The organism is Cobetia sp. MM1IDA2H-1, from assembly GCF_002916775.2.
In the GTDB taxonomy this organism is placed as follows: domain Bacteria; phylum Pseudomonadota; class Gammaproteobacteria; order Pseudomonadales; family Halomonadaceae; genus Cobetia; species Cobetia marina.
Window position 1 is genome coordinate 856,707 of record NZ_CM133225.1, and the last position, 24,581, is coordinate 881,287.

General features: G+C 61.4%; 21 protein-coding genes. 7 read left to right on the forward strand and 14 right to left on the reverse strand.

Annotation, left to right across the window (positions count from 1 at the left end; genetic code table 11):
• Positions 1–24 precede the first annotated feature (24 nt).
• Both argJ and BOH68_RS03680 read left to right on the forward strand, forming a co-directional pair.
• Positions 25–1,248, forward strand: coding sequence for a bifunctional glutamate N-acetyltransferase/amino-acid acetyltransferase ArgJ (gene argJ, locus BOH68_RS03675; RefSeq protein ID WP_077371705.1), 1,224 nt, complete (start codon positions 25–27; stop codon positions 1,246–1,248).
• Positions 1,249–1,356: 108 nt separating this feature from the next.
• Positions 1,357–2,310, forward strand: a complete 954-nt coding sequence (locus BOH68_RS03680) for a Nudix family hydrolase (protein WP_077371708.1) — start codon at positions 1,357–1,359, stop codon at positions 2,308–2,310.
• 128 nt (positions 2,311–2,438) lie between these two features.
• On the opposite strand, the gene yacG is transcribed toward BOH68_RS03680, so the two are convergent.
• The 5 genes from yacG to pilB all read right to left on the reverse strand — a co-directional run bounded on the left by yacG (position 2,439) and on the right by pilB (position 7,503).
• Positions 2,439–2,684 carry a DNA gyrase inhibitor YacG gene (yacG, locus tag BOH68_RS03685; protein ID WP_077371711.1) on the reverse strand — a complete coding sequence of 82 codons (246 nt, stop codon included), beginning with the start codon at positions 2,682–2,684 and terminating at the stop codon, positions 2,439–2,441.
• On the reverse strand, positions 2,677–3,324 hold the full coding sequence (gene coaE / locus BOH68_RS03690) for a dephospho-CoA kinase (RefSeq protein ID WP_077371713.1): 648 nt from the start codon (positions 3,322–3,324) through the stop codon (positions 2,677–2,679). Before coaE ends, yacG begins: the two co-directional genes overlap by 8 nt.
• On the reverse strand, positions 3,324–4,184 hold the full coding sequence (locus BOH68_RS03695; protein ID WP_077371717.1) for a prepilin peptidase: 861 nt from the start codon (positions 4,182–4,184) through the stop codon (positions 3,324–3,326). Before BOH68_RS03695 ends, coaE begins: the two co-directional genes overlap by 1 nt.
• Positions 4,185–4,283: 99 nt before the next feature.
• Positions 4,284–5,522: a type II secretion system F family protein gene (locus tag BOH68_RS03700; RefSeq protein ID WP_077371720.1), complete on the reverse strand. Its 1,239-nt coding sequence runs from the start codon at positions 5,520–5,522 to the stop codon at positions 4,284–4,286.
• A 244-nt stretch (positions 5,523–5,766) separates the two neighbouring features.
• A complete protein-coding gene (gene pilB / locus BOH68_RS03705) occupies positions 5,767–7,503 on the reverse strand; it encodes a type IV-A pilus assembly ATPase PilB (protein ID WP_077371723.1) in 1,737 nt (578 codons plus the stop codon).
• Between the two features lie 571 nt (positions 7,504–8,074).
• Here pilB and BOH68_RS03710 point away from each other — a divergent pair.
• The gene (locus BOH68_RS03710; protein ID WP_065392635.1) at positions 8,075–8,539 is read left to right on the forward strand and encodes a pilin; all 465 of its coding nucleotides are present in this window, start codon (positions 8,075–8,077) and stop codon (positions 8,537–8,539) included.
• 46 nt (positions 8,540–8,585) lie between these two features.
• On the opposite strand, the gene BOH68_RS03715 is transcribed toward BOH68_RS03710, so the two are convergent.
• From BOH68_RS03715 to BOH68_RS03740, 6 genes are all read right to left on the reverse strand, one after another.
• Positions 8,586–8,888 carry a hypothetical protein gene (locus tag BOH68_RS03715; protein ID WP_077371726.1) on the reverse strand — a complete coding sequence of 101 codons (303 nt, stop codon included), beginning with the start codon at positions 8,886–8,888 and terminating at the stop codon, positions 8,586–8,588.
• Positions 8,889–9,012: 124 nt separating this feature from the next.
• On the reverse strand, positions 9,013–10,293 hold the full coding sequence (locus BOH68_RS03720) for a cation diffusion facilitator family transporter (RefSeq protein ID WP_077371728.1): 1,281 nt from the start codon (positions 10,291–10,293) through the stop codon (positions 9,013–9,015).
• A gap of 78 nt (positions 10,294–10,371) precedes the next feature.
• The gene (locus tag BOH68_RS03725) at positions 10,372–11,931 is read right to left on the reverse strand and encodes a PhnE/PtxC family ABC transporter permease (protein ID WP_077371731.1); all 1,560 of its coding nucleotides are present in this window, start codon (positions 11,929–11,931) and stop codon (positions 10,372–10,374) included.
• The gene (locus BOH68_RS03730; protein WP_077371734.1) at positions 11,921–12,646 is read right to left on the reverse strand and encodes an ATP-binding cassette domain-containing protein; all 726 of its coding nucleotides are present in this window, start codon (positions 12,644–12,646) and stop codon (positions 11,921–11,923) included. The genes BOH68_RS03725 and BOH68_RS03730 overlap by 11 nt, the downstream gene beginning before the upstream one ends.
• Before the next feature lie 3 nt (positions 12,647–12,649).
• Positions 12,650–13,531, reverse strand: a complete 882-nt coding sequence (locus BOH68_RS03735) for a putative selenate ABC transporter substrate-binding protein (protein WP_077373107.1) — start codon at positions 13,529–13,531, stop codon at positions 12,650–12,652.
• Between the two features lie 119 nt (positions 13,532–13,650).
• Positions 13,651–14,508 (reverse strand): MurR/RpiR family transcriptional regulator, encoded by an 858-nt coding sequence (locus BOH68_RS03740; RefSeq protein WP_077371737.1) that lies wholly within the window; start codon positions 14,506–14,508, stop codon positions 13,651–13,653.
• A 372-nt stretch (positions 14,509–14,880) separates the two neighbouring features.
• On the opposite strand from BOH68_RS03740, the gene zwf reads away from it, so the two are divergent.
• The 3 genes from zwf (at position 14,881) to BOH68_RS03755 (ending at position 17,819) form a co-directional block, all read left to right on the forward strand.
• Entirely contained in the window at positions 14,881–16,371 is a 1,491-nt protein-coding gene (zwf, locus tag BOH68_RS03745; RefSeq protein ID WP_077371740.1) for a glucose-6-phosphate dehydrogenase, read from the forward strand.
• A 1-nt stretch (position 16,372) separates the two neighbouring features.
• Positions 16,373–17,074, forward strand: coding sequence for a 6-phosphogluconolactonase (gene pgl / locus BOH68_RS03750; RefSeq protein WP_258038147.1), 702 nt, complete (start codon positions 16,373–16,375; stop codon positions 17,072–17,074).
• Between the two features lie 82 nt (positions 17,075–17,156).
• Complete coding sequence (locus tag BOH68_RS03755) at positions 17,157–17,819, forward strand: bifunctional 4-hydroxy-2-oxoglutarate aldolase/2-dehydro-3-deoxy-phosphogluconate aldolase (protein WP_077371743.1); 663 nt, start codon at positions 17,157–17,159, stop codon at positions 17,817–17,819.
• Between the two features lie 220 nt (positions 17,820–18,039).
• On the opposite strand, the gene BOH68_RS03760 is transcribed toward BOH68_RS03755, so the two are convergent.
• The 3 genes from BOH68_RS03760 to BOH68_RS03770 form a co-directional block, all read right to left on the reverse strand.
• Positions 18,040–19,134: a ketopantoate reductase family protein gene (locus BOH68_RS03760; protein ID WP_077371746.1), complete on the reverse strand. Its 1,095-nt coding sequence runs from the start codon at positions 19,132–19,134 to the stop codon at positions 18,040–18,042.
• Between the two features lie 45 nt (positions 19,135–19,179).
• On the reverse strand, positions 19,180–21,294 hold the full coding sequence (locus tag BOH68_RS03765) for a DNA topoisomerase III (RefSeq protein WP_077371749.1): 2,115 nt from the start codon (positions 21,292–21,294) through the stop codon (positions 19,180–19,182).
• Between the two features lie 70 nt (positions 21,295–21,364).
• Positions 21,365–23,272 carry a hypothetical protein gene (locus BOH68_RS03770; RefSeq protein ID WP_077371752.1) on the reverse strand — a complete coding sequence of 636 codons (1,908 nt, stop codon included), beginning with the start codon at positions 23,270–23,272 and terminating at the stop codon, positions 21,365–21,367.
• A 254-nt stretch (positions 23,273–23,526) separates the two neighbouring features.
• On the opposite strand from BOH68_RS03770, the gene BOH68_RS03775 reads away from it, so the two are divergent.
• On the forward strand, positions 23,527–24,486 hold the full coding sequence (locus tag BOH68_RS03775) for a homocysteine S-methyltransferase family protein (RefSeq protein WP_240499581.1): 960 nt from the start codon (positions 23,527–23,529) through the stop codon (positions 24,484–24,486).
• Positions 24,487–24,581 lie beyond the last annotated feature (95 nt).

The window sequence follows — 24,581 nt, forward strand, 5'->3', positions numbered from 1 at the left end:
ACAACGCGACTGGAGACGTGAACGATGGCGGTAGGGCCTTCCACTTTCCCCGCAGACATGCCGGAAATTTCCGGCCTGCAGATCGGGGTTGCTGAAGCCGGTATCAAGAAGCCGGGGCGACGTGATCTGGTGATCATGGCGCTCGATGCAGGATCGCGTCTCGCGGGAACCTTCACGCGCAATGCCTTCTGTGCGGCACCGGTGCATGTCGCGCGTCGACATCTCAAGGCCGAGATCGATGGGCCGCGCTATCTGGTGATCAACACCGGCAACGCCAACGCGGGGACAGGTGAGCAGGGCATGACAGACGCGCTTGCTACCTGTGAGTTCCTGGCCGATGTCGCGGGTTGTGATGCACAGGCCGTTCTGCCGTTCTCCACCGGCGTGATCGGTGAGCCCTTGCCGATGGATCGTCTGACCGGCGCACTGCCGACGGCCTTTGCGGCATTGGGCAAGGGAGATTGGTCCGACGCGGCACACGGCATCATGACCACCGATACCCGGCCCAAGGGCAGCTGGCGTAGCGTGACGCTGGCCAATGGCGAGTGTGTCACCATTGCCGGGGTTTCCAAGGGCTCTGGCATGATCTGCCCCAACATGGCGACCATGCTGGGCTTCGTGGCCACTGACGCGGATCTCGCCATCGATCAGTCTGCGCTGGATGAGATGCTGCGCCGGGTCGTGGTCAGAAGCTTCAACAGCATCACGGTGGATTCCGATACCTCGACCAATGATGCATGCATGCTGGCTGTCACGGCCAGGGCGGCTCGGGTCGAGGGTGAGGATCTGGTCGCCTTCGAGGCTGCGCTGGCCGACGTCATGCTGGAGCTGGCGCAGGCCATCATCCGTGATGGTGAAGGAGCGACCAAGTTCGTCACCCTCGAGGTGGAGGAAGCGCGCTCCGTGGAAGAGGCGCGTGCGGTCGGCTTCACCGTGGCTCACTCGCCACTGGTCAAGACGGCTCTCTACGCCAGTGATGCCAACTGGGGACGAATTCTGGCGGCCGTCGGACGGGCGCCGTTGGAGAATCTTGAGGTTGACGGCGTTGCGATCACGCTCAACGGCGTGAGCATCGTCGAGCAGGGCGGACGAGCCGCCAGCTATACCGAGGCTGCCGGCAGTGCTGCCATGGCCGAGGAAGAGCTGGTGATCGGTATCCGCCTGGGGCGTGGCCAACAGAAGGCGCGTATCTGGACATCGGATCTGTCCCACGATTACGTCTCGATCAATGCCGATTATCGTAGCTGATGCCTGAGGGCAGAGGCTTACGCTGAAACGGTAATGCAACATCTCCCGCAGGCTTCGCCTCATCAGGGTGGAGTCGGATGTACAACGCGAGTCAAAGGTACAGGCATCATGCCGAAGCGAAGGGTTCACGTGGCGGCTGCCGCCATCTTAAACGAACAGGGCCAGGTCCTGATTGCACGCCGTCCCTCGACGGTGGATCAGGGCGGCTTATGGGAGTTTCCGGGTGGCAAGCTGGCGCCCTACGAAACCGGTCTGGAAGCACTCAAGCGTGAGCTGTGCGAAGAGCTGGGTGTCGAGATCACGCGTGCTCAGCCGCTGATCCGCATTCATCACGAATACCCGGACAAGCATATCCTGCTGGATGTGTGGGAAACGCGTCAGTTCAATGGCGAGCCCTTTGGCCGCGAAGGGCAGGCAGTGCGTTGGGTCGAGATCGAGGACCTTTACAAATATGCCTTCCCGGCTGCGAATCTGCCGATTCTGCGCGCGGTCTCGCTGCCACGCGAGTATCTGATCACGCCGGAAGAGGCTGATGAGGGAATCTTCGAGACACGCTTGATCCGTGCATTGGATGAAGATGGCGTGCGCCTGGTACAGCTGCGTGCCAAGGAACTCGATGAGGCGGCGTACATTGCCCGGGCCGAGAAGGCGCTGGCGATCTGTCATGCACGTGGTGCGCGTCTGTTGCTCAATGCCGAGCCTTCCATGCTCGACAAGGTCGATGCGGACGGTATCCACCTGACCAGCGTGCGTCTGGCGGAGCTGGCAGAGAAGGGCGAGCGTCCGATCGCGGCCAACAAGTGGTTGTCCGCCTCGACGCATGACCAGGCACAGCTGGATCAGGCGGGACGGGTGACCTGTGATTTCGTCAGCCTTTCACCGCTGCGTGTCACGCCTTCCCATCCTGAGCGTGCACCACTGGGGTGGCATGACTTCCAGGAGCTGGTCGAGCAGGCCTGCATGCCGGTCTATGCCCTTGGGGGCATGTCGCGCTACGACAGTGACCATGCGCGCGCCGTCGGCGCACAGGGGATTGCGTCGATTCGTGACTTCTGGAAGTGATGATCGCGCGTTGATGGCAGTTGCCTGAACGAAAAAGACCCTCGAGGCCAGCCCCGAGGGTCTTTTTTTGGCGAGCATCTTGAGCGTCGAGCTTGAGCCAGTCTGAACCAGCAGAGCTCTTTCGAGCGCTACTGCTGATTCATGTCGCGCTCCATGCGTGCCACCATCTCATCGATGCTGGTCTCATCCATGGCGGGCTCGCCGGCGATGCTGTGGGACTCATCAGCCCAGGCGCCGAGGTCCAGTAGCTGGCAGCGCTTGCTGCAGAAGGGGCGGAATTCGCTGGCGGCGCTCCATGCCACGGGGGTTCGACATTGCGGGCAGGTAACGGACAAGGGCGCCTTGTGGGGCTGTGAGGACGCGGAGTCAGACATCGGGAAGCTCCTGAAATGATGCATTGGAGGCGGCCAGCGAACGATAGCGGACATCCATGGCCGCGACCTGCTCACGCAAGCTCGCCTGATTGCCGTTATTGTCGATGACATCGTCGGCCTTGGCCAGTCGTGTCTCGCGTGACAGCTGTGCCGCGAGGATGGCGCGTACCTGCGCTTCGCTGACGCCATCGCGGCTCAGCGTGCGCGCCAGCTGAACATCCTGGCTGACATCCACCACCAGGGTGCGTGAGACGAGGCTGTCCTGGCCGGACTCGAACAGCAGGGGAGAGACCAGCAGGCGGTAGGGGCTGGTCATGGCCGCCAGGTGTTGCACGATGCGCTCCCGGATACGCGGATGGGTGCAGCGCTCCAGCCATTGACGCTCCTCGGGGGCAGCAAAGATCCGCTCGCGCAGCGCGGCGCGATCAAGCTCGCCCTGCGCCGTGACGATCGACTCGCCGAAGTGGGCGATGATCTCGGCCAGTGCGGTTTCGCCGGGACGCACGATCTCGCGCGCGACATCATCGGCATCCACCCACTGGATGCCGAGCTCTCCGAACATCCGTGCCACACTGGATTTTCCGCTTCCGATACCGCCCGTCACCCCGATGATGGGGCCATGATTGAGCGAAGTCGTCATCAGGCACCTATCACGCTGAGGTAGAGGCTCATCAGCGGGGTGCCGAACAGCAGTGCGATCCAGCCTGCCACGGCCAGATAAGGGCCGAATGGCATGGGGGCTCCCCGCAGGCGCGGTACCAGCAGTTGCAACAGGATGCCGAGTACTGCGCCGAGTCCCGCAGAGAGGATCAACAGCAGTGGCAACCACTGCCAGCCAAGCCAGGCGCCCAGTGCCGCCAACAGCTTGAAATCGCCATAGCCCATGCCTTCCTTGCCAGTCACCAGCTTGAATAGCCAGTAGAAGCTCCACAGCACCAGATAGCCGGCCATGGCACCAATCACGGCACTGGGCAGCATCAATGGCTGGAAAAGCAGTTGGTAGGCGAGACCGGCCCACAGCAACGGTAGCGTGATGGCATCAGGCAACAGCTGGGTGCGAAAATCGATCACTGACAACACCAGCAGTGTCAGACAGGCGCCGAAGATCCACAGGCTCTGTGCTTCCAGGCCGTAGATCAACGCGATGGAAGCGCCGAGCGCGCCACCGGCGAGCTCCACCAGTGGATACTGTGCACTGATACGGGTATTGCAGCTCGCGCAGCGGCCGCGGCGTTTCAGCCAGCCGATGACAGGGAGATTGTCATGCCATTTGATTGGGGTGTCGCAGCCAGGGCAGCGTGAGGCAGGCACCAACAGATTGAAGCGTGGCGACGCTTCCGGCTCCAGTTCCAGCGCTTCACGTGCTTCTGCACGCCACTGACGCATCATCATCACCGGCAGGCGTGTGATCACTACATTCAGAAAACTGCCGATCAACAGGCCGAAAATCCCCGAGAGGCAGGCCTGAAGAGCGGGGGAGAGGGAGGCGAGAGAATCCACGGAACATCCTTGTCAGAAGAGCTGGACTGGAAATGAGGCGGCCGCGCCCCTTCGGGTGTCGCGGCCGCCTGTCATGATGAAGCAACTGGCCGTGCAGTATCAGATAGCGTTGCCCATCTCAAATATTGGCAGATACATAGAAATTACTAGTCCGCCGACCAAGGTGCCCAGCACCACGATGATCAAGGGTTCTAGCAATGAAGTAAGGGCATCGACCTTGTTGTCGACGTCCTCTTCATAGAAGTCGGCCACCTTGTTGAGCATGGCATCCAAGGCACCTGACTCTTCCCCGATAGCCACCATCTGCACCGCCAGTGTGGGAAACAGTTGCGTGTTACGCATGGCGAAGTTGAGCTGCTGACCCGTGGAGACATCCTCCTTGATCTGAGCGATGGCGCGCTCATAGACCTTGCTGCCCGTCGCGCCGGCAGCAGTATCAAGAGATTCTATCAAGGGTACGCCAGCCTGAAAGGTGGTGGCGAGAGTGCGTGAGTAGCGTGCCACCGCCGACTTATCAAGGATGTCGCCTAGCACCGGTACTTTCAGCATGAAGCGATGCATACCGTAAGCAAACCTATCTGAGCGCTTCATGCCTTGTGATATGAATATGGCGATTGCAATAAATGCACCCAAAATCACATACCAATAAGATTGCACAAATTCTGAAAGTGTGAGGGTTAATTGTGTGAATGCTGGTAGTTCTGCTCCAAACCCTTTGAAAAGTGTCTCGAACTGGGGCACGACCTTGATCAACAATATAGCTGTGACGCCAAAGCCGACACAAATAACAGCTGCAGGATAATAGAGTGCTTTTTTTACTCGAGCTATCAGTGAATCGATCTTCTCTTTATAGGTCGCGACGCGATCAAGCATCTTGTCGAGGGCACCGGCCTGCTCACCTGCGGCGACCAGGTTGGTAAATAGATTATCGAAATGTTGTGGGTGCTTGCGCAGCGCTTCCGAGAAGCTGGCGCCCGCGCCGACCTGATTCATCAGATCTTCCACCAGGTGTCGCATGCCCGGGCTTTTCATGCTCTCGGCGACAATACCGAAGGCTTGCAGGACGGGGACGCCGGCGCGAATCATCGTCGCCATCTGTCGAGCAAACATGGTGACGTCCTTGCTGCTGACTCTCTTGCTGCCACCGAACAGGGCGGATTTCTTGCGCAAACGCTTGACGACGATGCCCTGGCTAGCCAGCGTATTCTTCACCTGATCGACATTGGCGGACATCAATTCGCCCTTGACCTTTTCACCACGCGAATTCTTGCCTGTCCATTGCCAGGTTTCTATGCCTGCCTTTTTCTTGTCTTTCTTGGCAGTTTTGATCGTCGCCATGTCGGTTGTCATTCCCTGATGAATGAGAGTCCCCGTCTTGACTCGCGAGACTCATGTTGCTTGTGAGCATGCCAGTGGCTGCTCCTTCCCTTTGCCGCGATTTACACTGTTGTCAGCAGTGCATGAGTGACCTGCTCATCGCGGTGGGAGGTAATCCATATTCAATGTGCCTGATGACTGAGCAAAAGTCAGCGCTGGTGAAGATTGTTCACATCGGTGCTGTCAACGCTCCAGCGTATTGTCATCAATCCTTGGTGATACGGTTGACTTCTTCCAGCGAGGTCATGCCCGCCATGACCTTGCGCAGGCCGCTGCGGCGCAGATCCGACAACCCTTCCTTGCGCGCCTGGTCTGCCAGTTCTATTGCGGTGCCTTCCCGCATGATCAAGCGGCTCATCTCATCAGAGATGGGCATCACTTCATAGATGCCGACGCGTCCCTTGTACCCTAACGTGCATTGGCTGCAACCCGTCGGACGATAGATGGTGGCATTTTCCAGATCTTCCTCACTGAAGCCATTTTCTGCGCTGAAGCCCATCGAGGCCATGGCTTCCTGGGGGATCTCGGCAGGTTGACGACAGTGGGGACACAGACGCCGCGCCAGACGTTGCGCGATGATCAAGGAAACCGAGCTTGCGATGTTGAAGGGCGCGATCCCCATGTTGCTGAGGCGCGTCAACGTTTCAGGGGCAGAATTGGTATGTAGGGTCGAGAGCACCAGGTGGCCTGTCTGCGCGGCCTTGACGGCAATTTCCGCGGTTTCCTTGTCCCGAATCTCCCCGACCATTACCACGTCGGGATCCTGGCGCAGGAAGGCACGCAATGCCGAAGCGAAGTCGAGTCCAATCTTGGGCAATACGTTGACCTGATTGACACCCTCCACCTTGAGCTCGACCGGGTCTTCCGCGGTCGAGATATTGCGCTCAGGCGTGTTGAGGATGTTCAAGCCGGTATACAGGGTAACGGTCTTGCCGCTACCGGTAGGGCCGGTGACCAGAATCATGCCTTGAGGCTCGCCAAGTGTCTTCTCGAACATGGCACGCTGTTCGGGCTCGAACCCCAGCGCCTCGATGCCCATCTTGGCGGAGCTGGGGTCCAAGATACGCAGTACCAACTTCTCCCCGTAAACGGTTGGCAAGGTGTTGACACGAAAATCGATGGAGCGTGACTTGGACAGGCGCAGTTTGATGGCGCCATCCTGAGGCAGACGCCGCTCGGAGATATCCATGCGTGACATCACCTTCAAACGCGCTGAGATACGGTTGCGCATGTTGAAGGGCGGGCGAGTATTCTCGATCAGCATGCCATCGATACGAAAACGAATGCGATAGGTGGATTCGTAGGGTTCGAAGTGGATATCCGAGGCGCCACGCTTGATGGCATCCAGCAGTACCTTGTGAACGAAGCGCACCACTGGCGCATCGTCACTGCTGGCTGTGATAGCCAGATCGTTGTTGTTATCCTCCTCTCCCTCGAACTCCAAGCCATCGAGGGCTTCACCTTCGCCCCCAAGCATATCCATGGCGCTCTCTTCGCCGGCTTCCAGATATTGCTCCAATGCTGGCGTCAGCTGGTCGGCAGCGACCAGGACACTCTCGATCGACAAGCCCGTGGCAAATTGCAGTTCATCAAGATGCGTGAGCGTCGAGGGGGAGGGTACGCCGACGGTCAGGCGATGCTCACGGCGATAGAGTGGCAATACCCCTAGCTTACGAAGGACCTTCTCAGGCAGTTCATCAATGGCGGGCAGTGAGTCGATACGAAGGGCATCGAGATCCACATACGGCAGGCCATATTCCCAGGCCGCTGCCAATGTCGCGTCACGTGCCGGTACCAGGCCGTGTGCGATGATATGCAGCAACAGGCTTTCCCCGGCCTCATTGGCTTCCTGCTCAGCCAGCTGCGCTGCCTGTGGTTCGAGCAGGCCAGAGTCGACCAGTCGTGCAGCAAATCCTTTTAGCGTGTGTTCTGACTGGGGCATGACACTCTTCCTGTTGCAGTTGCCTATAGGCCTACTTTCGCTGCTTCACACGTGAAACAGGTGCTGATGCGCTATGCGTGAACTGTGGTGCGGCAAGCCATCGTATTACAAACATCGTCTAGCAGAAGAGTGTAGCTGGATTGCCCTGTGCTAGGAATGGCGCATCGTGACATGAGAAGGGGATAGAGTTTGTGGAGGGAGGTAGCCAAATGCTGATGGGGCGGGAGAAACGTTGAAGAGCGCCTGAATCTCGATCGTGAAGTTTTTGTGTTCGTTGCTTGCAATGTCACTGAGTGTAATCTATTGTAACAACCAAGCAGCCGTCAGCGCCGCCAAGAAAGCATCTTGCGACATGGCAATGGCACCTGAACTGTGGCTGTGGTATCACTCGTCCCGTCCGGTCGACACCCCGTGATATCAAGATGTTATGCTGATGAAGATGTTGTTGGGAATATTGGAATCAAGCGCCCATACTAACATTCTTCTGTAACATCCTGCTGGTCAGGGAAGGTAACCGGGGTTTCAGGACGTACGACCTGATCTCACTACGCAAATGCAAGGGAGTCATACCATGACACGTAAGCAACAAGCAGGTTTTACACTGATCGAGCTGATGATCGTTGTGGCGATTATCGGTATTCTGGCGGCCATCGCGATTCCGCGCTACCAAGACTACGTAGCTCGCTCTGAGGCAGCATCTGGTCTGGCGACTCTTCGTGGAGCACAAACAGCGGCAGAAGATGTGATTCTTCGGGGGGGAACTATCACTACTGCTGCTACTGATGCTAATGATGACGCGAATGCAGGTTATATTGGTATAAATGCAGACTCTGCTGGTGATCTCGGCGAAGTTACTGTGAGCCAACAGGGTTCAGGTGCTGCTTACTTGCAGTTCGAGTTTGACAATGCTAATCCTAAAATTCAAGGCAAGAAAATTCAGTTGCAACGTAGTGCAGAGGGTGGTTGGGAGTGCGCTACTGATGTTGAAGCAGCCTATGCTCCGAAGGGTTGCCCTAACGGCGGCACATTGCAATAAATAAATTATAAAAAAACCGCCTTTTGGGGCGGTTTTTTTATTGTGATCAATAAAGAGCTTCTTCTTCCTCAACGACATCTTTCAGCAGCTCTAGGAACAACTTGTCCGCATCGGAGTGCTCTGCCGGATCTTCCGGGATATGAATGCTGGTAGTGTCAGAAATCTCGTTGGCGATGATGGCCAGCACCGCTTGCTCGCTTTTTCCTTGTTCTGCCCCTTCCTTGAGGCGCGCTCGCGCCACCACCAGTGACTGCTCGAGAATCTTCGGGTCTTGCAGCAGCTTGCGAATGAAACCTTTCAGCTCATTGATGATACGTGTCTTGTGCATTTCGCCGGATGCGTTGCTCATGGCGTGCTCCTTGGGTGTTTGTGTGATCACTGAAGATGGGCAAGGTGACGAACATCATCGTCACCAGTGGATTCGTTGAGGCACTGTACCGCCGAGCAGACTGCTGTGTATCGCAAAGTGTAACTCACGTTTCGGCGTCTTGGGCACGCGAAATGATGCTGAGTCTTACCGTTCCCAGCCAGCGGATGTCTTTTGCCAGGCGTTGCAGTTCATCGACTGTCGTGTTGCGTGAGGCAGGTGCCAGGTTACATTCGCTGAACGAAGTGAATGCCTGTTCGGCAACCTCCAATTGGACATCGACATGCGGAGCACCCGAGGGAGCAGAGGGGGGTGTGGTGACATGATTGACATAGTGAAGCATCAGCCCGCTGCGTTCTTGCCATACAGGATGTGACTGCCAGCAGACATCAAGTGCAGTGATGATCTCGCTGCGCAGCGGCAGTGGCTGCATGAGCGTGGGATGTGTCGTGCCCGCCTGGCCGAGATGCGAGTCATCTTCGGGGTCAATGTGGTAGAGCACATCGCTGAGCTGGGGGAATTCTGACTTTAGGCGTGCCACGGCGTGGTGGCCGATGGCATGACCTTCGGAGACGCTGATGCGTGGCGCGACCAGCAGGTGGACTTCCAGCACGATACGGCCGGCGAGCGTTCGACTGCGAAGATCATGTGCGCCACGCACTTCCGACAATGACAGCAGGCATTCACTCATGGCGCGCTGTTGTTCGCGTGGCAGAGCGGTGTCGATCAATTCCCGTGAGGCTTCCCACGCCAGCGATACGCCGATCTTGCCGACCATCACCGCGACGATGATGGCAGCTATTCCATCCATCCAGCCTGCCCCGAGCTGAGTGCCGATCAAGCCCACCAGCACGGCGACGGTCGAGAGCGCATCGCTGCGTGAGTGCCAGGCATTGGCTTCCAGCAGTCTGGACTTCTGTTTGCGAGCCACCTTGAGCGTTGCACGAAAGATGGCTTCCTTGGCGATCAAGGAAATCACTGCGACGCCGATGCCCAGAGCCCCTGGCAGCGGAATGCTCAGGGTGCCGAATATCAGTTCCCAGCTGCGCAGCACGCCTTCCCAGCCGATTGCACCCGCCACGGCGATGAGCAAGCTGCCAAGCACCAGCGTGCCCAGCGTCTCGATGCGTTCATGCCCCCAGGGGTGCGAGCGATCCGGTGCCTGACGGCCGAAGTGAGTGGCCACCAATACGAAGGCATCCGTCACCAGGTCTGACAGTGAATGGATGCCATCGGCGATCAAGGCTTGAGAGCCGACCAGCTTGCCGACGATCAGCTTGGCGATGCCCACCACCCCATCCAGCGCCGCGCCGATCAGGGTGATGCGCTGCGCCTCACGTCTGGCCTGTGCGGCAGAATCTGTCTTCATCTGAGCGGATGTCGTCATGGGAAGCTCGCGGCAGGCCGGGTGTGAGGGAAGTGACTGCTTGCACATGAATCGAATGCAGGTCAGCAAGGAGTGAGGTCAGCGAACGCAGCTGTCTTCGGCGATTTCATGCGTCGGACGCAGACGGCGCGCGACGCTGTCCACGACGATATTGAGTATTGCGGTCAGCAGCAGCAATGCAAAGGCCTGGTCGAACATCAGATACTCGAAGCTCGAATCGATATGGAAGCCCAGCGTTGCCACGCCGAGCATGCCGAGAATCGCCGTCTCGCGAATGATGGTCTCGGCGCGATAGAAGAGTAGTGCGAACATGCCGGGCGCGACTCTCGGGTTGATCTCATACAGCCAGCTTTCCAGTCGTCCGCGGGGCTTGCCGGGCGGCAGCTGGATCTGGTTGGCATGTCGTGCACACAGAAAGGCGATGATGGCGCCATTGTGCAGGGACAGTGCCAGCCAGGCAGGCAGGAGCGAGGGGCCCAGCAGCAGCAGCAGAATGAAGGCCAGCATCAGCTCAGGGGTGGTGCGCAGGAAGATCATCAGCCCCTGAGTGGTCTGTCGGGAGACACGATTGCCCACATGTCGGCTGGCCAATGGCCACAGCAGCATGGCGATCAACAGGCTGCCTGCGGTGCCCAGCAGACCGAGCAGCAGGGTGTTGCCCAGCGCGGACAGCAGGTGGGGCAGATAGCTCGCCCAATCCAGTAGATCAGCAAGTAGCTGGCCGGAGATCAGTGAATCGACGCTGGCATTGACCAGCGGCGCTGGCCATATGTCGTGGCTGAGGAAGCGCCACAGCAGTGTCGGATTCACGTCCGGCCATGGCCCCAGCCACCAGAGACTGGCGACTCCCAGAAGGGGCAGCAGGCGACGATGCCCCCACCATGGCAGCGTGGCGATCAGCAGGTAGAAGATCCACAGCAGAGCGCCGGCTTCATGGTAGCGCCCTTCGCGAAAAGCACTTTCCAGATAGAAGCCCAACGTCGGCAAGCCGACGAAGCCCAGCAGGACGCTGGCGCGTAGCGCGCACTCGAAACGGTAACGGGTGTAGCTCGCCAATCGCGACCATGCCAGTGGGAGTTCTGCATACACGAAGCACATCAGGCGTGATGTGGCGGCAGGCAGAGCGCGGCGCGGTGCCTGGGGAACCTGTTCCAGTATCTCGGCGTAGACCTTGGCGAAGGTTGCCGCGTAGGGGATGGTGATCGCGGCCAGCGCCGTGATGGCGGACAGGCCGAATACCTGCAGAAGCAGCAGTGCCCAGAACAGCTCATGCACGGCCCGCAGGCCGGCGCAGACAGCGCGCAATGCTCGTGAGCGGGAGTAGAGCAGCGCAAGGGGCAGTCCCAGCAGCGCCCCCAGCAGCGTCCCCCACAGGGCGAACGCCACCGTCAGGATCAAGGCATGCACTGGTGATTCCAGTGCACTGGGGGCCGGCATCACCAGGCCATTCAGCATGCGGCCAAGCTCCTGCCATGGCTCCCGTGAGGTAATGGAGAGATCACCGAAGGGTGCCAGTATCAGCATGGCAGCCAGCAGGCCGATACCGAGCCGAAGCAAGTGTGAGCCTTCACTGCGCGCCTGCCACCAGCGTGGCGGCTTGCGCAGTCTGGAGAGCGCGAGGCCGGGATCAGTCGACATCAAGTGGCTCACTGCTGGCGGCAGGGTAGAGGCAGTCGAGGTCCTGCGGCTTCAGGTCGTCGGTATTGGCGTCGAGCAGCACCTTGCCGTTGCCGTTCTCATCCTTGCCCAGACCGATGACACGAGTGAAGTGAGTGAGTGCCAACTCCTTCTGGTGAAGCGCTACCACGCTGGTGGCATGGCGAGAGTGAATCCAGTGGATCAATTGACTGGCCTGATGCGGGTCCACGCTCGCCACAGGCTCGTCCCCGAGAAACAGATCATGTCCCTGATAAAGTGCCCTGGCGATGGCCACCCGCTGACGCTGTCCACCGGATAACGCCTCGACCGAGCGCTCCATCAGGCCGGCGATGCCCAGAGGTTCACATACGGCGGCGACTGCCTGCCAATGAGCGGGCCTGGGGCGCAGCAGATTGAGCAGGTTGGTCAGTGACGATTGCTGATCCAGCCTGCCCATGAAGATGTTGTGATACACGGAGAGCTGAGGCACCAGTCCTTGACGCTGAGGGCACCAGGCTGCAGGCGTACCCTGCTCGTGCAGGGCGCTGCGCAAGGCTTCCAGCAGCGTGGACTTGCCCGCACCGCTGGCGCCAAGCAGAGCGACGCGCTCGCCATGCTCGAGTTGAACGTCCAGATCGCGCAACACCACCTCGGCGCCATGGCCGAGGTGGTGTCGTGACAGGTGCAGCAGAGGAGAGGGTGTTGCCTGGGTCATGACTCAGCGCAGCAGACCGAGTTGCTCGCCAACCGTCTTGATCGGGGCGTAGTCATCATTGCTGGCCGGGATGAAGCCGGAGCGCGGGAAGCTTTCCAGCAGGTCCGGATCCTTCATGTCCAGCAGCGCCTGAGTGAGGTACTGCGTGAAGTCCGCACCGTAGTGGCTGTCGGCATCGCCGCGCACTGTCCACTGATAGTCGGGGTAGGCCGGAGTTTCCCACAGTACCTGGACCTTGGCGGGATCGACCTTGCCATCCTTGACGGCGGCTTCCCACACGGCGTAGTTCACGGCGCCCACGTCGTAGGTGCCGGCGGCAACCAGCGCGATGGTGCGTGAGTGATCACCGGAGAAGCCGACGCGCGAGAAGACCTTCTCGGGGGCGTCATCGAACTGTTCGCGCAGATAGTATTCCGGCATCAGGCGGCCGGAAGTGGAGGTCTTGGCACCGAAGGTGAAGGAGTGGCCTTCCACGGATTCGGGCAGCGTCTCCAGCGGCGTCTGTGCATCGCCGGCCAGCTTGAGATCACGTCGTGCGATGAAATAGCTGCGGAAGGCGGCATCTTCCACACCCTGGGCGATCGCCTGGGAGCCCGGCACCAGCTGGCGGGCCTGGACACCGGTGAGGCCGCCGAACCATGCCATCTGGATCTGATCATTGCGGAAGGCACTGACCGCGGCGCTGTAGGACTTGACCGGCACGTACTCGACATCCACCCCGAGCTTCTCTTCCAGGTAGTCGGCGACCTTGTCGAAGCGCTCCACCAGACGCGACTCATCTTCATCGGGAATGGCAGTGAACTTGAAGGTCTCGGCTTGCGCCAGGCTGATGCTGAAAGGCAGGGCAGAGAACAGGGTCAGAGCAGCAGTGGCCAACCAGCGCATGGGGGCTTCCTCAGCATTCACGACATGGGAGATCATGCAGCCAGCGGCCGCATGCAGGTTCATGGCGCGTATTGTTGTGCCTTGGCGGCATCGGTGCAAGTCCACCGCTGCTTGAACCGTCAGGATTCCGGCGGAAAACGGGTGTCCTTGAGGCTATCCTTGATCTTCTTGAGGTGATGCTGGAAGTCCACGCCACGCCTGAGCGTCACGCCGGTCGCCAGCACATCGATCAGAGCCAGATGGATCATGCGCGAAGTCATCGGCATGTAGATGTCGGTGTCCTCCGGTGCCATGACTTCCAGCACCTCGGTACACTCGCGCGCCAGCGGAGAGTCCGGCGCGGTGATGCCGAGCACGGCGGCACCGTTGCCGCGCGCCAGCCTGGCGATATCGACCAGTTCCCGCGTGCGGCCGGTATAGGAGATGATCACGATCACGTCACCGGTATGGCAGGCGGCCGCGACCATGCGCTGCATCAGCACGTCTTCATAGGCCATCACGGGCAGATTGAAACGGAAGAACTTGTGCTGGGCATCTGCCGCCACCGGCCCGGAAGCCCCCAGACCGAAGAAGCAGATCTGCTTGGCCTGGCTCAGATAATCCACCGCACGTTCGATGCGCTTGGCATCAAGGGCGCGGCGCGCATCATCGAGAGCGGCAACCGTGGCGCCAAGTATCTTGTCGCCATAGGATTCGGCGTCATCATTCTGCTCGACGCTGCGCGAGACATAGGGCGTGCCGCCGGCCAGACTCTGGGCCAGCTTGATCTTGAAATCCGGGAAGCCCTTGGCGTCGAAATTGCGACAGAAACGGTTGACGGTCGGCTCGCTGACCAGCGAGGCCTGAGCGAGTGCCGCGATGCTCATTCCCGTGGCGGCCGACGGATCTGTCAGAATGACGTCAGCGACCTTGCGCTCTGAACGATTGAGGTCGTCGAGACGTTCGCGGATGCGGTTGATGAGGTCGTGTACTGCCATTCGCCGATTACCTTGCCATTGTGTAGTGAAATAACTACGTAATCTGGGCATCCTAGCCTCACTCGTCTGGCAGGCCAAGCATCCCTTTGCCTCGGACGATGCTCCAAGCTCAGTGAAACGTCCGCCGGCTACCACTTTTAGGTAAGTTTACCTACTTGTTGGGCGATTTGTCTTGAGAGAGCGCGACGTTATCGCTACATTTGTTGTTAATATAACCAGCCATGTATCGCCACAGCCGTCCCGGTGTCCCACATGCCTCTTGAAATCCTGCGTGCTGCGCCCCTCGCGTCGCGCCATCGGAGATTCAGGGAGGGCACCACCGTATCGGCCAGCCAGGCATGCAGGGCAGTTTCGACGGGAGAAATCGGCTGCATGAGTTCCGACACCATTCCGGGCGTGGATATTGCCCTGTTCGGCGCCTTGGGCGACCTCGCCAAGCGCAAGCTGTATCCAGCCCTCTATCACCTTGATCGCGATGGTCTGCTCGACAAGGCAACTCGCCTGATCGGCCTGGCGCGTCAGGACGTCAGCCTCGAATCCTTCAAGGAAACCGTGCAGGCCTCGCTCAAGGAGCGCGTCAAGCCGGAGCATTTCGAGAAGGCTGCCATCGAGCGCTTCCTCGCCCGTATCAGCTACGCCGCGCTGGATTTCAGCACGGTGGAAGGTTACTCGGCCATCGCCGACTGGCGGGTTGACGCCAAGGGCAAGCCTTCGCCGCGCCCGCTGATGATCTACCTCTCCGTGCCGTCACGCATCTATGGTGACATCAGCAACAACCTGCAGGCCGCCGGTTGTCTGGATGAGAACTCGCGTGTCGTGGTCGAGAAGCCGATCGGCTCCGACCTGGAAAGCTCCGGTGTCATCAACGATGCTATCGGCGCGGTATTCCACGAGTCGCAGATCTATCGCATCGATCACTATCTGGGCAAGGAAACCGTTCAGAACCTGATCGCACTGCGCTTCGCCAACCCGATGTTCGGCAATCAGTGGAACCAGAACCACATCTCCCACGTCGAGATCACCGTGGCCGAGAAGGTCGGTATCGAGGGACGCTGGGGCTACTTCGATCAGGCGGGTCAGCTGCGTGACATGGTGCAGAATCACCTGCTGCAGCTACTGTGCCTGATCGCGATGGACCCGCCGTCCAATCTGGACGCCGATGCCATTCGCGATGAAAAGGTCAAGGTGCTCAAGGCCTTGCGCCCGATCACCGGTGAGCGTCTGAACACTGATCTGGTACGTGGTCAGTACATCGCGGGTGCCGTCGATGGTCAGCACGTGCCGGGGTATCTGGAAGAAGAGGGCGCCAATACCGAGTCTTCCACCGAGACCTTCGTGGCTTTCAAGACCGAAGTGTCCAACTGGCGCTGGGCAGGCGTGCCGTTCTACCTGCGTACCGGCAAGCGCATGCCCGAGAAGCTGTCACAGATCGTGATCCACTTCCGTCAGCAGCCGCACTACATCTTCGATCCGGACCAGCGCTCGCTGGCGGCCAACAAGCTGATCATTCGTCTCCAGCCCTCCGAAGGCATCTCGCTGCAGGTGCTGACCAAGGACTCCGGTCTCGACAAGGGCATGCGCCTGCGTCCGGGTCCGCTGGATCTCGACTTCAACAGCGCCTTCCCCAAGCGCCGGATTCCGGAAGCTTACGAACGTCTGCTGCTCGAGGTCATCAAGGGCCAACAGTATCTGTTCGTGCGTCGTGACGAGATCGAACACGCCTGGCGCTGGGTCGATACCCTCATCGATGGCTGGGAATCGCGCGCTGCCACGCCGCGTCGTTACCCGGCGGGCTCCTGGGGCCCGGTCTCCTCCATCGCGATGATCACGCGTGATGGTCGCAGCTGGTATGAGGAGTATTGAGATGGCTGTCGACATGACACAGAACGCCACCCAGGACCCGCGCCAGCAGACTGCCGAGTCGCTGGCCGAGTATCTCGCGGCAGCACTGACCGCTGACCTGGCAGCGTCGCCTGAGGCTCGCGCACTGCTGGTGGTCTCCGGGGGCTCGACGCCCAAGCCGTTGTTCGCCGCATTGCGTGACAAGCCGCTGGACTGGTCGCGCGTTGACATCACCCTCGCGGATGAGCGTTGGGTAAGTGAAGACGCCGACGACAGCAATGCCCGCTTCGTGCGTGAGCATCTGTTGAAGGGCGCAGCCGCTGCCGCGACCTTCCATCCGCTGACCAACGCCGAAGCAGAGCCAGAGGCGGGTTGCGGCGAAGTGAGTGCTCGCGTCGCGGCACTCTCCTGGCCGGCCTCCGCGGTGATTCTCGGCATGGGGGGCGATGGTCACACGGCTTCGCTGTTCCCGGATGGGGATCGCCTGCAGGAAGCGCTGACCAGCCGTGATTGCTGTGTGCCGATGCGTGCCCCCAGCGTCCCGCAGGCGCGCATCACCCTGAGCCTCGAGCGTTTGCGCCAGACGCGCCGTACCGTGCTGCATCTGACGGGCACCGACAAGCAGGCCGTGCTGTCACGTGCACTGGGCGATGTCGAGGCCGTCAGCGAGTTGCCGATCCGCGCCTTCCTGTCCGCGCCCTTGGCGCTGTACTGGGCCCCCTGATCCTATCGGCCACGGCGCTATCAACCACATCAGCGCCGTGGCGTACTAGACAACATCAGCGCTGCGGCGCAAGGAGAACGCCATGAGCTTCGAAAAACAACTTCCCTCGACGCGCACGACCGAGATCGACAGCATCTGCCAGAAGGCCTCCGTGCTGCCGGTGATCGCCGTCGAGCGCATCGAGGACGCCGTGCCGCTGGGCAAGGCGCTCTATGAAGGCGGCTTGACCGTTCTCGAGGTCACCCTGCGGACTGACTGCGCTCTCGAGGCGATTCGCCGCATGCGTGAAGCGCTGCCCAATGCCAGCATCGGTGCCGGCACCGTGCTCACGCCGGAACAGTATCGCAAGGTGGAAGAGCTGGGCGTCGATTTCGTCGTCACGCCGGGTACCACCGAAGCGCTCTATCAGTATGGCGTGACCAGTAGCGTGCCGATGCTGCCGGGCGTCGCGACCGTGTCCGAATTGATGACCGGCTGGCAGTACGGCTACCGCCGCTTCAAGTTCTTCCCGGCCGAGGCCGCGGGTGGCGTGAATGCCATCAAGTCCTTCGGTGGCCCGATCAGCGAAGCACGCTTCTGCCCGACCGGCGGCATCACGCTCAACAATGCCGGTGACTATCTGGCACTCAAGAACGTGATGTGTGTCGGTGGTAGCTGGGTGGCGCCGCAGAAATTGATCGATGCAGGCGACTGGGATGGCATTCGTGAGCTGGCGCGCGAAGCGTCCGAGCGTTTCCACCACTGATTTTCGCCAGGTCAGCGGGTTGCCATACGGCAATCGGTGGCCTGACGCGCAAGACCGAACATTGCTGCTCTCTCTCGACAGCTTGGCTGTTGCTTGTGACCCGTCTCTCGCGAGGCGGGTCTTTTTTTGGCCGAATGCCAGAGAATGACGTCGAGGCGGGCCAGCAGTCACAGGTCTGAGGCTATGGCTAAGGAGGGGGCGGGGATCCAGCGCTAAGCGCTCAGGGCTGTTGACTGCTCAGGTGAGTGTGGAGTTGCTCGAGCAAAGGCAGGTCATCGGTCAGTGACAGCCCGTGACGGAGGGCAGCGTGTCGCAACGGGCCAAGGATGGCCTCCACTTCCGTGGTGCGACCTGCCAGCACATCCTGAAGCATCGAGGCACGGTTGTTCGCCGTGGCACGGATGACCTGGTCGACCAGGGCCTGCCAGCCATTCGTTGGCGGGGCGATACCCTCGGCTTCCAGCACCCGAGTGATCTCGTCGACGGCCTGGCGCACCATCAGGGAAAAGGGACGATCACGCAGCTGTCCATTGCGAATCCGAAAGCGTGCCACGAGTGGATTGATGGCGGCATTGACCGCCAGCTTGTGCCATAGGCGAGTGCCGATGTCGGCACTGAGGTCACACTCACGGCCAGCCGCCTGCAGCCAGGCAACCTGCCTTTCTGCGGCCGCCATGGCAGAGGAGGAGGATGTCGGGTCGGCCTGCGATGACCAGGTGCCCAGCCAGGTCTGGCCATGGCCGGCGTGTTGCACGGTCAGGCGTTCGGGGAGGGTGTGCGTGGCAGGTGTGGTCGATTCCGGAATCCAGGCACCCTCGGTCGTACTGGCGCACAGCAGTTGGGGATGTTGCTCCGCCAGCCAGGGTTGTGCGCTCAGTCCGTTTTGCCAACAGGTAACTGGTGTCCGTGAGTCTATCAGCGGCGCGACGTGTGCCCAGGCGGACTCGATGGCATGTGACTTGGTGGCCAGCCAGATCGCGGCAGGTGGCGGATATGGCAAGGTTGTCAGCTGGTCAATCGAGATGTAAGTTATCTCTGAGCTAACGGATTGGCCTTCTGGTGAGGTCATCTCGATCGTCACCATCTCGCTGACGGATGCCCGGCGACCCACCAACAGAAGGTTTGGCAATGTGCTCCTTCCCTGCGTTGCCATTTCGCGCTGGCGGGCGTGAGCGAGCGTGGCCGCCAGCAATCGACCGATGGCCCCGGGGCCGACGATCCACAGCCAATCGCCTGCAACGGCAGGACGCTGGGAAAGTGAATCGAAAGCCGTCGAGAGTGTGTGATTGTCGTCAGCCGGCGTGGAAGTCGTCATGAGTGATTTCTCATCATGGGTGAGCGGGCACAGAGGCGAAGTGGCTCATTGGCTGGGGGATTTGCGGCGGGAGCCGGCCGGCTTGCGAGTGCCGCTCGAGCGTCGGGTGCTGCCGGAGCCGGCTTCCTTGCTTGTGCCGGTCTTGCTCGTACTGGTCTTGCTCGTGCCGGTCTTGCTGCGTCGAGAGGTTCCGCTCTTGCGCCGCGCACCATTGCCCTTGCGCGCCCCGGAATTCTTGCGCGGTGTCGCGCCACCCACACTGGCCAGCGCAGCGCTTAGGCGGCTGGCCGAGCTGTCAGCCAGCAGGGCACGCAGGTCATCGACCAGCTCGCTCAGAAAAGGCGCTGCCGGATCGCCCTGCTCGTGAATCATGCTCAGGCGCTGCTCCCACAGGGCGGTACGTTCGGGGCGGGAGACGGCGTCCGGCAGCGCATGGATCAGGGCGCGACCGATACGCGTGGAGCGCATGGCCTGGCCATCGCGCACCAGGTAGCCGCGATTGATTAGTGTCTCCAGCATGCCCGCACGTGTCGCCTCGGTGCCCAGGCCATCCACATCACGTAACGTCCGGCGTACCGCGTCATCTTCCACGTAGCGGGCGATGTTCATCATCGCCTGTATGAGACTGGCATCATTGAAGGGCTCCGGCGGGCGGGTCTCCTTCTCCTCGATACCGCAGTCGAGCACGCAGGCCGGCTCGCCTTCCTGCAAGGCGGGCAGAGGAAGCGGGGTCTTGTCGTCTGCCGGGGCCTTGTCGTCGGATGCCTGTGCCGCGCGCTGGAACAGCACCTTCCAGCCTTCGTCGATGACGCTGCGGCCACTGGCACGGAAGGGCTCCTTGGCGAAACGCAGCTCGACCTTGACCTCACGATAGCGGTAGGCCGGATAGAACTGGGCCAGCACGTTGCGGGTGATCATGCGGTAGAGGTTGGCTTCGTCACGCGACAGGCGTGCGTAGTCCGGCTCGCGCCCTGTCGGTGCCAGGGCATGGTGGGCGCTGACCTTGGCGTCATTGAAGGCCCGTGAGCGCAGGCTGAAATCCGCGCCGCCACTGAAACGCTCAAGCTCATCATCGCCACTGCAGGCACTGATCATCAGATTGGCCATGCCGGCATGATGCTCGCGCGGCAGGTAGCGGCAATCGGAGCGCGGGTAGGTGATCAGCTGATGTCGCTCGTAGAGGGCCTGACAGGTGTCGAGCACCTTCTGGGCCGGCAGGCGATAGCGGCGAGCGGCATCGACCTGAAGCGCCGAGAGCGAGTAGGGCAGCGGCGCGGGCTGGGACTTGTCGCTGGCCTCGACGCTCTCGACGTGACCATCGCCCGGGGTCTTCAGTGTTGCCAGATGGCGGGCGAGGCGCTCGGCGGGGCGGCTGTCCAGCAGGCGGCCCTTGTCATCCAGTGGCAGTTGAGTGCCCTTGGCCGCGAGTCGTTGCAGCCACGGGGAGCTGGGGGCATGCCACCAGGCCTTGAAGCTGCCGGTCGCCACGCCGGCCTCGATCCACAACGGGAAGAAGGCACGCGGCTCGAAGGCCTCGATCTCCTCGTCGCGACGCACCACCAGCCCCAGCAGCGGTGTCTGCACGCGCCCCACCGACAACACGCCATCATGGCCGGCCTGACGGCCCGTCAATGTCCAGGCGCGTGTCAGATTCATGCCATACAGCCAGTCGGCGCGCTGGCGAGCCAGCGCGGCTTCGTACAGGGGTTGCCAGCGTTGATTGTCATCCAGCTTGTTGAGGGCACGCGTGACGGCGGAGCGGTTCATGTCGCTGATCAACAGGCGTTTGACCGGCCCACGCCAGCGCATGTGCTCGAGCACTTCCTGCACCAGCAACTGGCCTTCGCGATCCGGGTCGCCGGCATGTATCACCTCGTCAGCCAGCTTGAGCTGTTCTCGAATGGTCTTGAGCTGGCCGCGTGCCTGACTGCGTGGCTTGAGTTTCCACTGTGCTGGAATGATCGGCAGGTGATCCAGTGACCAGCGCTTGAAGCGCTCGTCATAGTCGTCCGGCGGCGCCTGTTCGAGCAGGTGGCCGATACACCAGGTGACGCGAGCGTCTCCGGCATCGATATAGCCGTCGCGCTTGCTGCTGCGCCCGGGCAGGGCCTCGGCGATGGCGCGGGCGAGGCTGGGCTTTTCGGCGATGATCAGGCGCATCGGTCATCCTGGCGGTCAGTGGCACGTTGCATGGTGATCCATACAGTATGCCGCTGGCACGGCGCGGGGATCAATCGTCGTCGAGGGCACGGCGTGCCTGAACGAGCGCACGATACCAGTCGCGGTTGGCGGTCTGGATCAGCGGCGGGCGGTTGGAGAGGTAGCTGATCGGGTGGTGATCCGCCGGCTGGTAGTTGCTGAGCATGTTGAGCGTCGCTTCTCGCGCCCCGAAGGTGTCGCGCAGGAAGTCGATCGCCAGCGGTTCCAGTTCGACGCGATAGTGACGCACCAGCGCGATGGCCAGCGATTCGGCGGTACGTGACAGGTCGTCGTCGATCTCGCGCACCATGGCACTGCCGAGGGCCGCCTTGGCGGCGGCGGACTGGTTGGGCTCCAGCTGGCCGAAGTAGGCGGCATTCGAGCCATTGATGGCGCGCTGGACGGCCGGGCGTGAGAGGTGGATGTGCGGTTCGAGCGCCAGGGCGATCTCGATCGCCATGGCCTTTGCCTTGTCGACGCCGACGCGCAGGATCGTCTCGCGGGCCTGAGAGGCGATCTCGCTGTCGACGCGCTTGATATGACTCTTGCTGAGGTGATCCGCCAGGTGCTTGCAGACCTCCGCCTTGGCCTCGTCATCCAGCGCGATGGTCTTTTCCTGGATGCGCAGACCGCGCCGCCCCGGCCCGACACGCAGGCGGGTGGCATCGTCGGACATCTGCGAGGAGATATTCTCCCAGCGCTTGGACATCTTGAGGAAGACGGCGTGGCTGCGACCGACCTGCTCATAGGCACTGGTGACCGTCTTGTAGAGGCGAATGGCGTTGGTGAGGATGTCGGCGCGCGTCCGCAGGGCGCTGCGATGTTCACGGTCACCCTCGTTGACGGCGATCGCCAGGTGCGTCACCTGCTCGGCGAGCGCGTCCATGGCCTGGGTGGAGCGCTCCAGCAGTACCTCGGCCCTGAGCCCGGAGGCGGCATCTTCCACCAGAGTGCCGGACTGCTCCGCCAGATAGACCGTCAGGGCCTTGAGGCGTGACAGCCCCGTCGCCTGGCGGATGCGGTAACGGGAACGGGCGTGCTCGAGATTGTCCAGCGTGCGAGCCAGCTTCCAGCGTCCACGATATTCGAAGGTCAACAGCGGGATCTTGCGTCCGCTGATCAACTCGAAGGCCAGGATCAGCATCTCCTCCACGTCCTGCATCGTCATCAGCAGGTCGTTGTCCTGCTCGATGGCGGCCAGCACACGCTCGATGAAGTTCTCGTCACGAGGCACGCCCTTGTGCAGATCCGGGGCTCGGCCCTCGAAGCGCTCACGCAGCAGGCCGATGGCCTCGGGCGCCAGCTCCGCCAGCTCATTGAACTGGGGCTCGAGCCATTCGCGGTTCAGGGTGTTCATGTCGCGGATACGGGCGTGCAGACCGATGCGACGATAGACGTCGATCTGACTGATGATGCGGGCGGCGTCACGATCATCCAGCAGCTCCAGCGCCGCCAGTTCCACGCCTTCCGGTGCGAGATCCTGCTTGCGCAGCAGCATGGCAGCGGCTTCGCGGCGACGGGCATCGCCTTCCAGGCTCTCGACGATCAGGTTGCGCGTGGCGAGGATCAGCTCAGGCACGGTATCGATGACGCGCTCGATCTTGGCCTCGGTGCGGTCATAGCGGCGAGAACTGGTCAGGTTGTGGGCGATGTTGGCCACGATCCCCGCGACACCGGTGATGACGGTGTAGGAGATGAAGAAGATGTAGTTCTCGAAGGTGGGTTCCTTGCCATACCCGAGCAGATAGCCCCCCCAGGCACCGATCAGCGTCACCGGGCCGGCCGTCCACAGGATCTGCATCAGGCTCACTGACCATGGCACGCGCTCGACGGCCTGGGTGATGCGGCGAATCTCGTCCCGGCCTTCACGCTCAAGACGCACCTGGGGTGCATCATTGGCAGGGTTGGCGCGGGGACGAAAGAGACTCGGCAGCAACAAGACAGACTTCCTTCAATCAATGGGGCACGTCCGCGAGACGCGGCATGGGCTTGCGGGGCAGGCAGGGGCAGCGCAAGGGATCGCTGGCGAAAGGCGCTGCTAACAGTAGCACTGGCGACCCATTTCGCTCCAGTGAGCGGCACGCCGTCACGCGCCTGACCATGCTAGAATTTCGCCGCGGCTGACAGCCAGGCATAGGCCGCCAGTTCATCAGTTCAGATGCTGCAGAGACATCGAATCGCTCAGGAGGTCGTGTGGAACAAGTCGCAGTAACGGGGGCGCCAGCAGGGGAAGGGGCGCGCGCCGGGGATGTCGTGCTGCTGGACGGCGGCATGGGGCAGGAGCTGGTGCGTCGCAGCGGTCGTGAGCCGACACCGCTGTGGTCCTCCCAGGTCATGCTGGATCAGCCCGAGCTGGTGCGTGATCTGCATCTGGATTTCATTCGTGCCGGCTCCCGGGTCATCACGCTCAATACCTATACGGCCACGCCCCAACGCCTGACGCTGGCGGGAGTCGGCGAGACCATTGGCGCCGTGCATGCGGCCGCTGGCAAGGCGGCGCGGGATGCCATCGCCCTGAGTGGCGAGACGGATATCCGCGTGGCCGGTTGTCTGCCACCACTGGTCGCGACCTATCGGCCCGATGTCGCACCGGATCAGGAAGAATCGCTGGCCAGTTATCGCACCTTGGTGGCGCTGCAGGCGCCCTTGGTCGATGTGCTGCTCTGCGAAGCGCTGTCCTCGCATGACGAGGCACAGGCCGCCGCCACTGCAGCGCTGGAAAGTGGCCTGCCGGTGTGGGTCTCGTTGACCGTGAAGGACGATCTGAATGCGACCCTGCGCAGCGGTGAGCCGCTGGCGGACACCGTCGCCATGTTGGAAGCGCTCGGCGTGGATGCCATTCTGATCAACTGCAGTGCGCCGGAGGCCATACAGGGCAGCCTTGACACGCTGCTTGGCAGTTCGCTGCCGGCGGGCGCCTATGCCAACGGCTTCACGTCGATCGCGGCGCTCAAGCCCGGCGGTACCGTCAAGGACCTCAAGGCGCGCGAGGATCTCGGGCCCGAGCAGTATGCGGCCCATGCGCTGGGCTGGGTGCAGCGGGGACTGCGTATCGTCGGCGGCTGCTGCGAGGTCGGCCCGGCGCACATCGCGTGCCTGTCCGAGCAGCTCAAGGCGGCCGGTCATCGCTGTGTCTCCCGACTGGGGGAGTGAACGATGAGGCGTGAGGCATCATCGTGATAGACTCCGCCTCCTGCTTCGCAGGCCCCGTCGGGCGCCATGTCCGCGGGGCCGTGAAACGTTTTTTC

Coding starts and splice junctions, on each gene's coding strand:
- argJ (WP_077371705.1), top strand. CDS start 25: ATGGCGGTAGGGCCTTCCACTTTCCCCGCAGACATGCCGGAAATTTCC.
- BOH68_RS03680 (WP_077371708.1), top strand. CDS start 1,357: ATGCCGAAGCGAAGGGTTCACGTGGCGGCTGCCGCCATCTTAAACGAA.
- yacG (WP_077371711.1), bottom strand. CDS start 2,684: ATGTCTGACTCCGCGTCCTCACAGCCCCACAAGGCGCCCTTGTCCGTT.
- coaE (WP_077371713.1), bottom strand. CDS start 3,324: ATGACGACTTCGCTCAATCATGGCCCCATCATCGGGGTGACGGGCGGT.
- BOH68_RS03700 (WP_077371720.1), bottom strand. CDS start 5,522: ATGGCGACGATCAAAACTGCCAAGAAAGACAAGAAAAAGGCAGGCATA.
- pilB (WP_077371723.1), bottom strand. CDS start 7,503: ATGCCCCAGTCAGAACACACGCTAAAAGGATTTGCTGCACGACTGGTC.
- BOH68_RS03710 (WP_065392635.1), top strand. CDS start 8,075: ATGACACGTAAGCAACAAGCAGGTTTTACACTGATCGAGCTGATGATC.
- BOH68_RS03715 (WP_077371726.1), bottom strand. CDS start 8,888: ATGAGCAACGCATCCGGCGAAATGCACAAGACACGTATCATCAATGAG.
- BOH68_RS03720 (WP_077371728.1), bottom strand. CDS start 10,293: ATGACGACATCCGCTCAGATGAAGACAGATTCTGCCGCACAGGCCAGA.
- BOH68_RS03725 (WP_077371731.1), bottom strand. CDS start 11,931: ATGTCGACTGATCCCGGCCTCGCGCTCTCCAGACTGCGCAAGCCGCCA.
- BOH68_RS03730 (WP_077371734.1), bottom strand. CDS start 12,646: ATGACCCAGGCAACACCCTCTCCTCTGCTGCACCTGTCACGACACCAC.
- BOH68_RS03735 (WP_077373107.1), bottom strand. CDS start 13,531: ATGCGCTGGTTGGCCACTGCTGCTCTGACCCTGTTCTCTGCCCTGCCT.
- BOH68_RS03740 (WP_077371737.1), bottom strand. CDS start 14,508: ATGGCAGTACACGACCTCATCAACCGCATCCGCGAACGTCTCGACGAC.
- zwf (WP_077371740.1), top strand. CDS start 14,881: ATGAGTTCCGACACCATTCCGGGCGTGGATATTGCCCTGTTCGGCGCC.
- pgl (WP_258038147.1), top strand. CDS start 16,373: ATGGCTGTCGACATGACACAGAACGCCACCCAGGACCCGCGCCAGCAG.
- BOH68_RS03755 (WP_077371743.1), top strand. CDS start 17,157: ATGAGCTTCGAAAAACAACTTCCCTCGACGCGCACGACCGAGATCGAC.
- BOH68_RS03760 (WP_077371746.1), bottom strand. CDS start 19,134: ATGACGACTTCCACGCCGGCTGACGACAATCACACACTCTCGACGGCT.
- BOH68_RS03765 (WP_077371749.1), bottom strand. CDS start 21,294: ATGCGCCTGATCATCGCCGAAAAGCCCAGCCTCGCCCGCGCCATCGCC.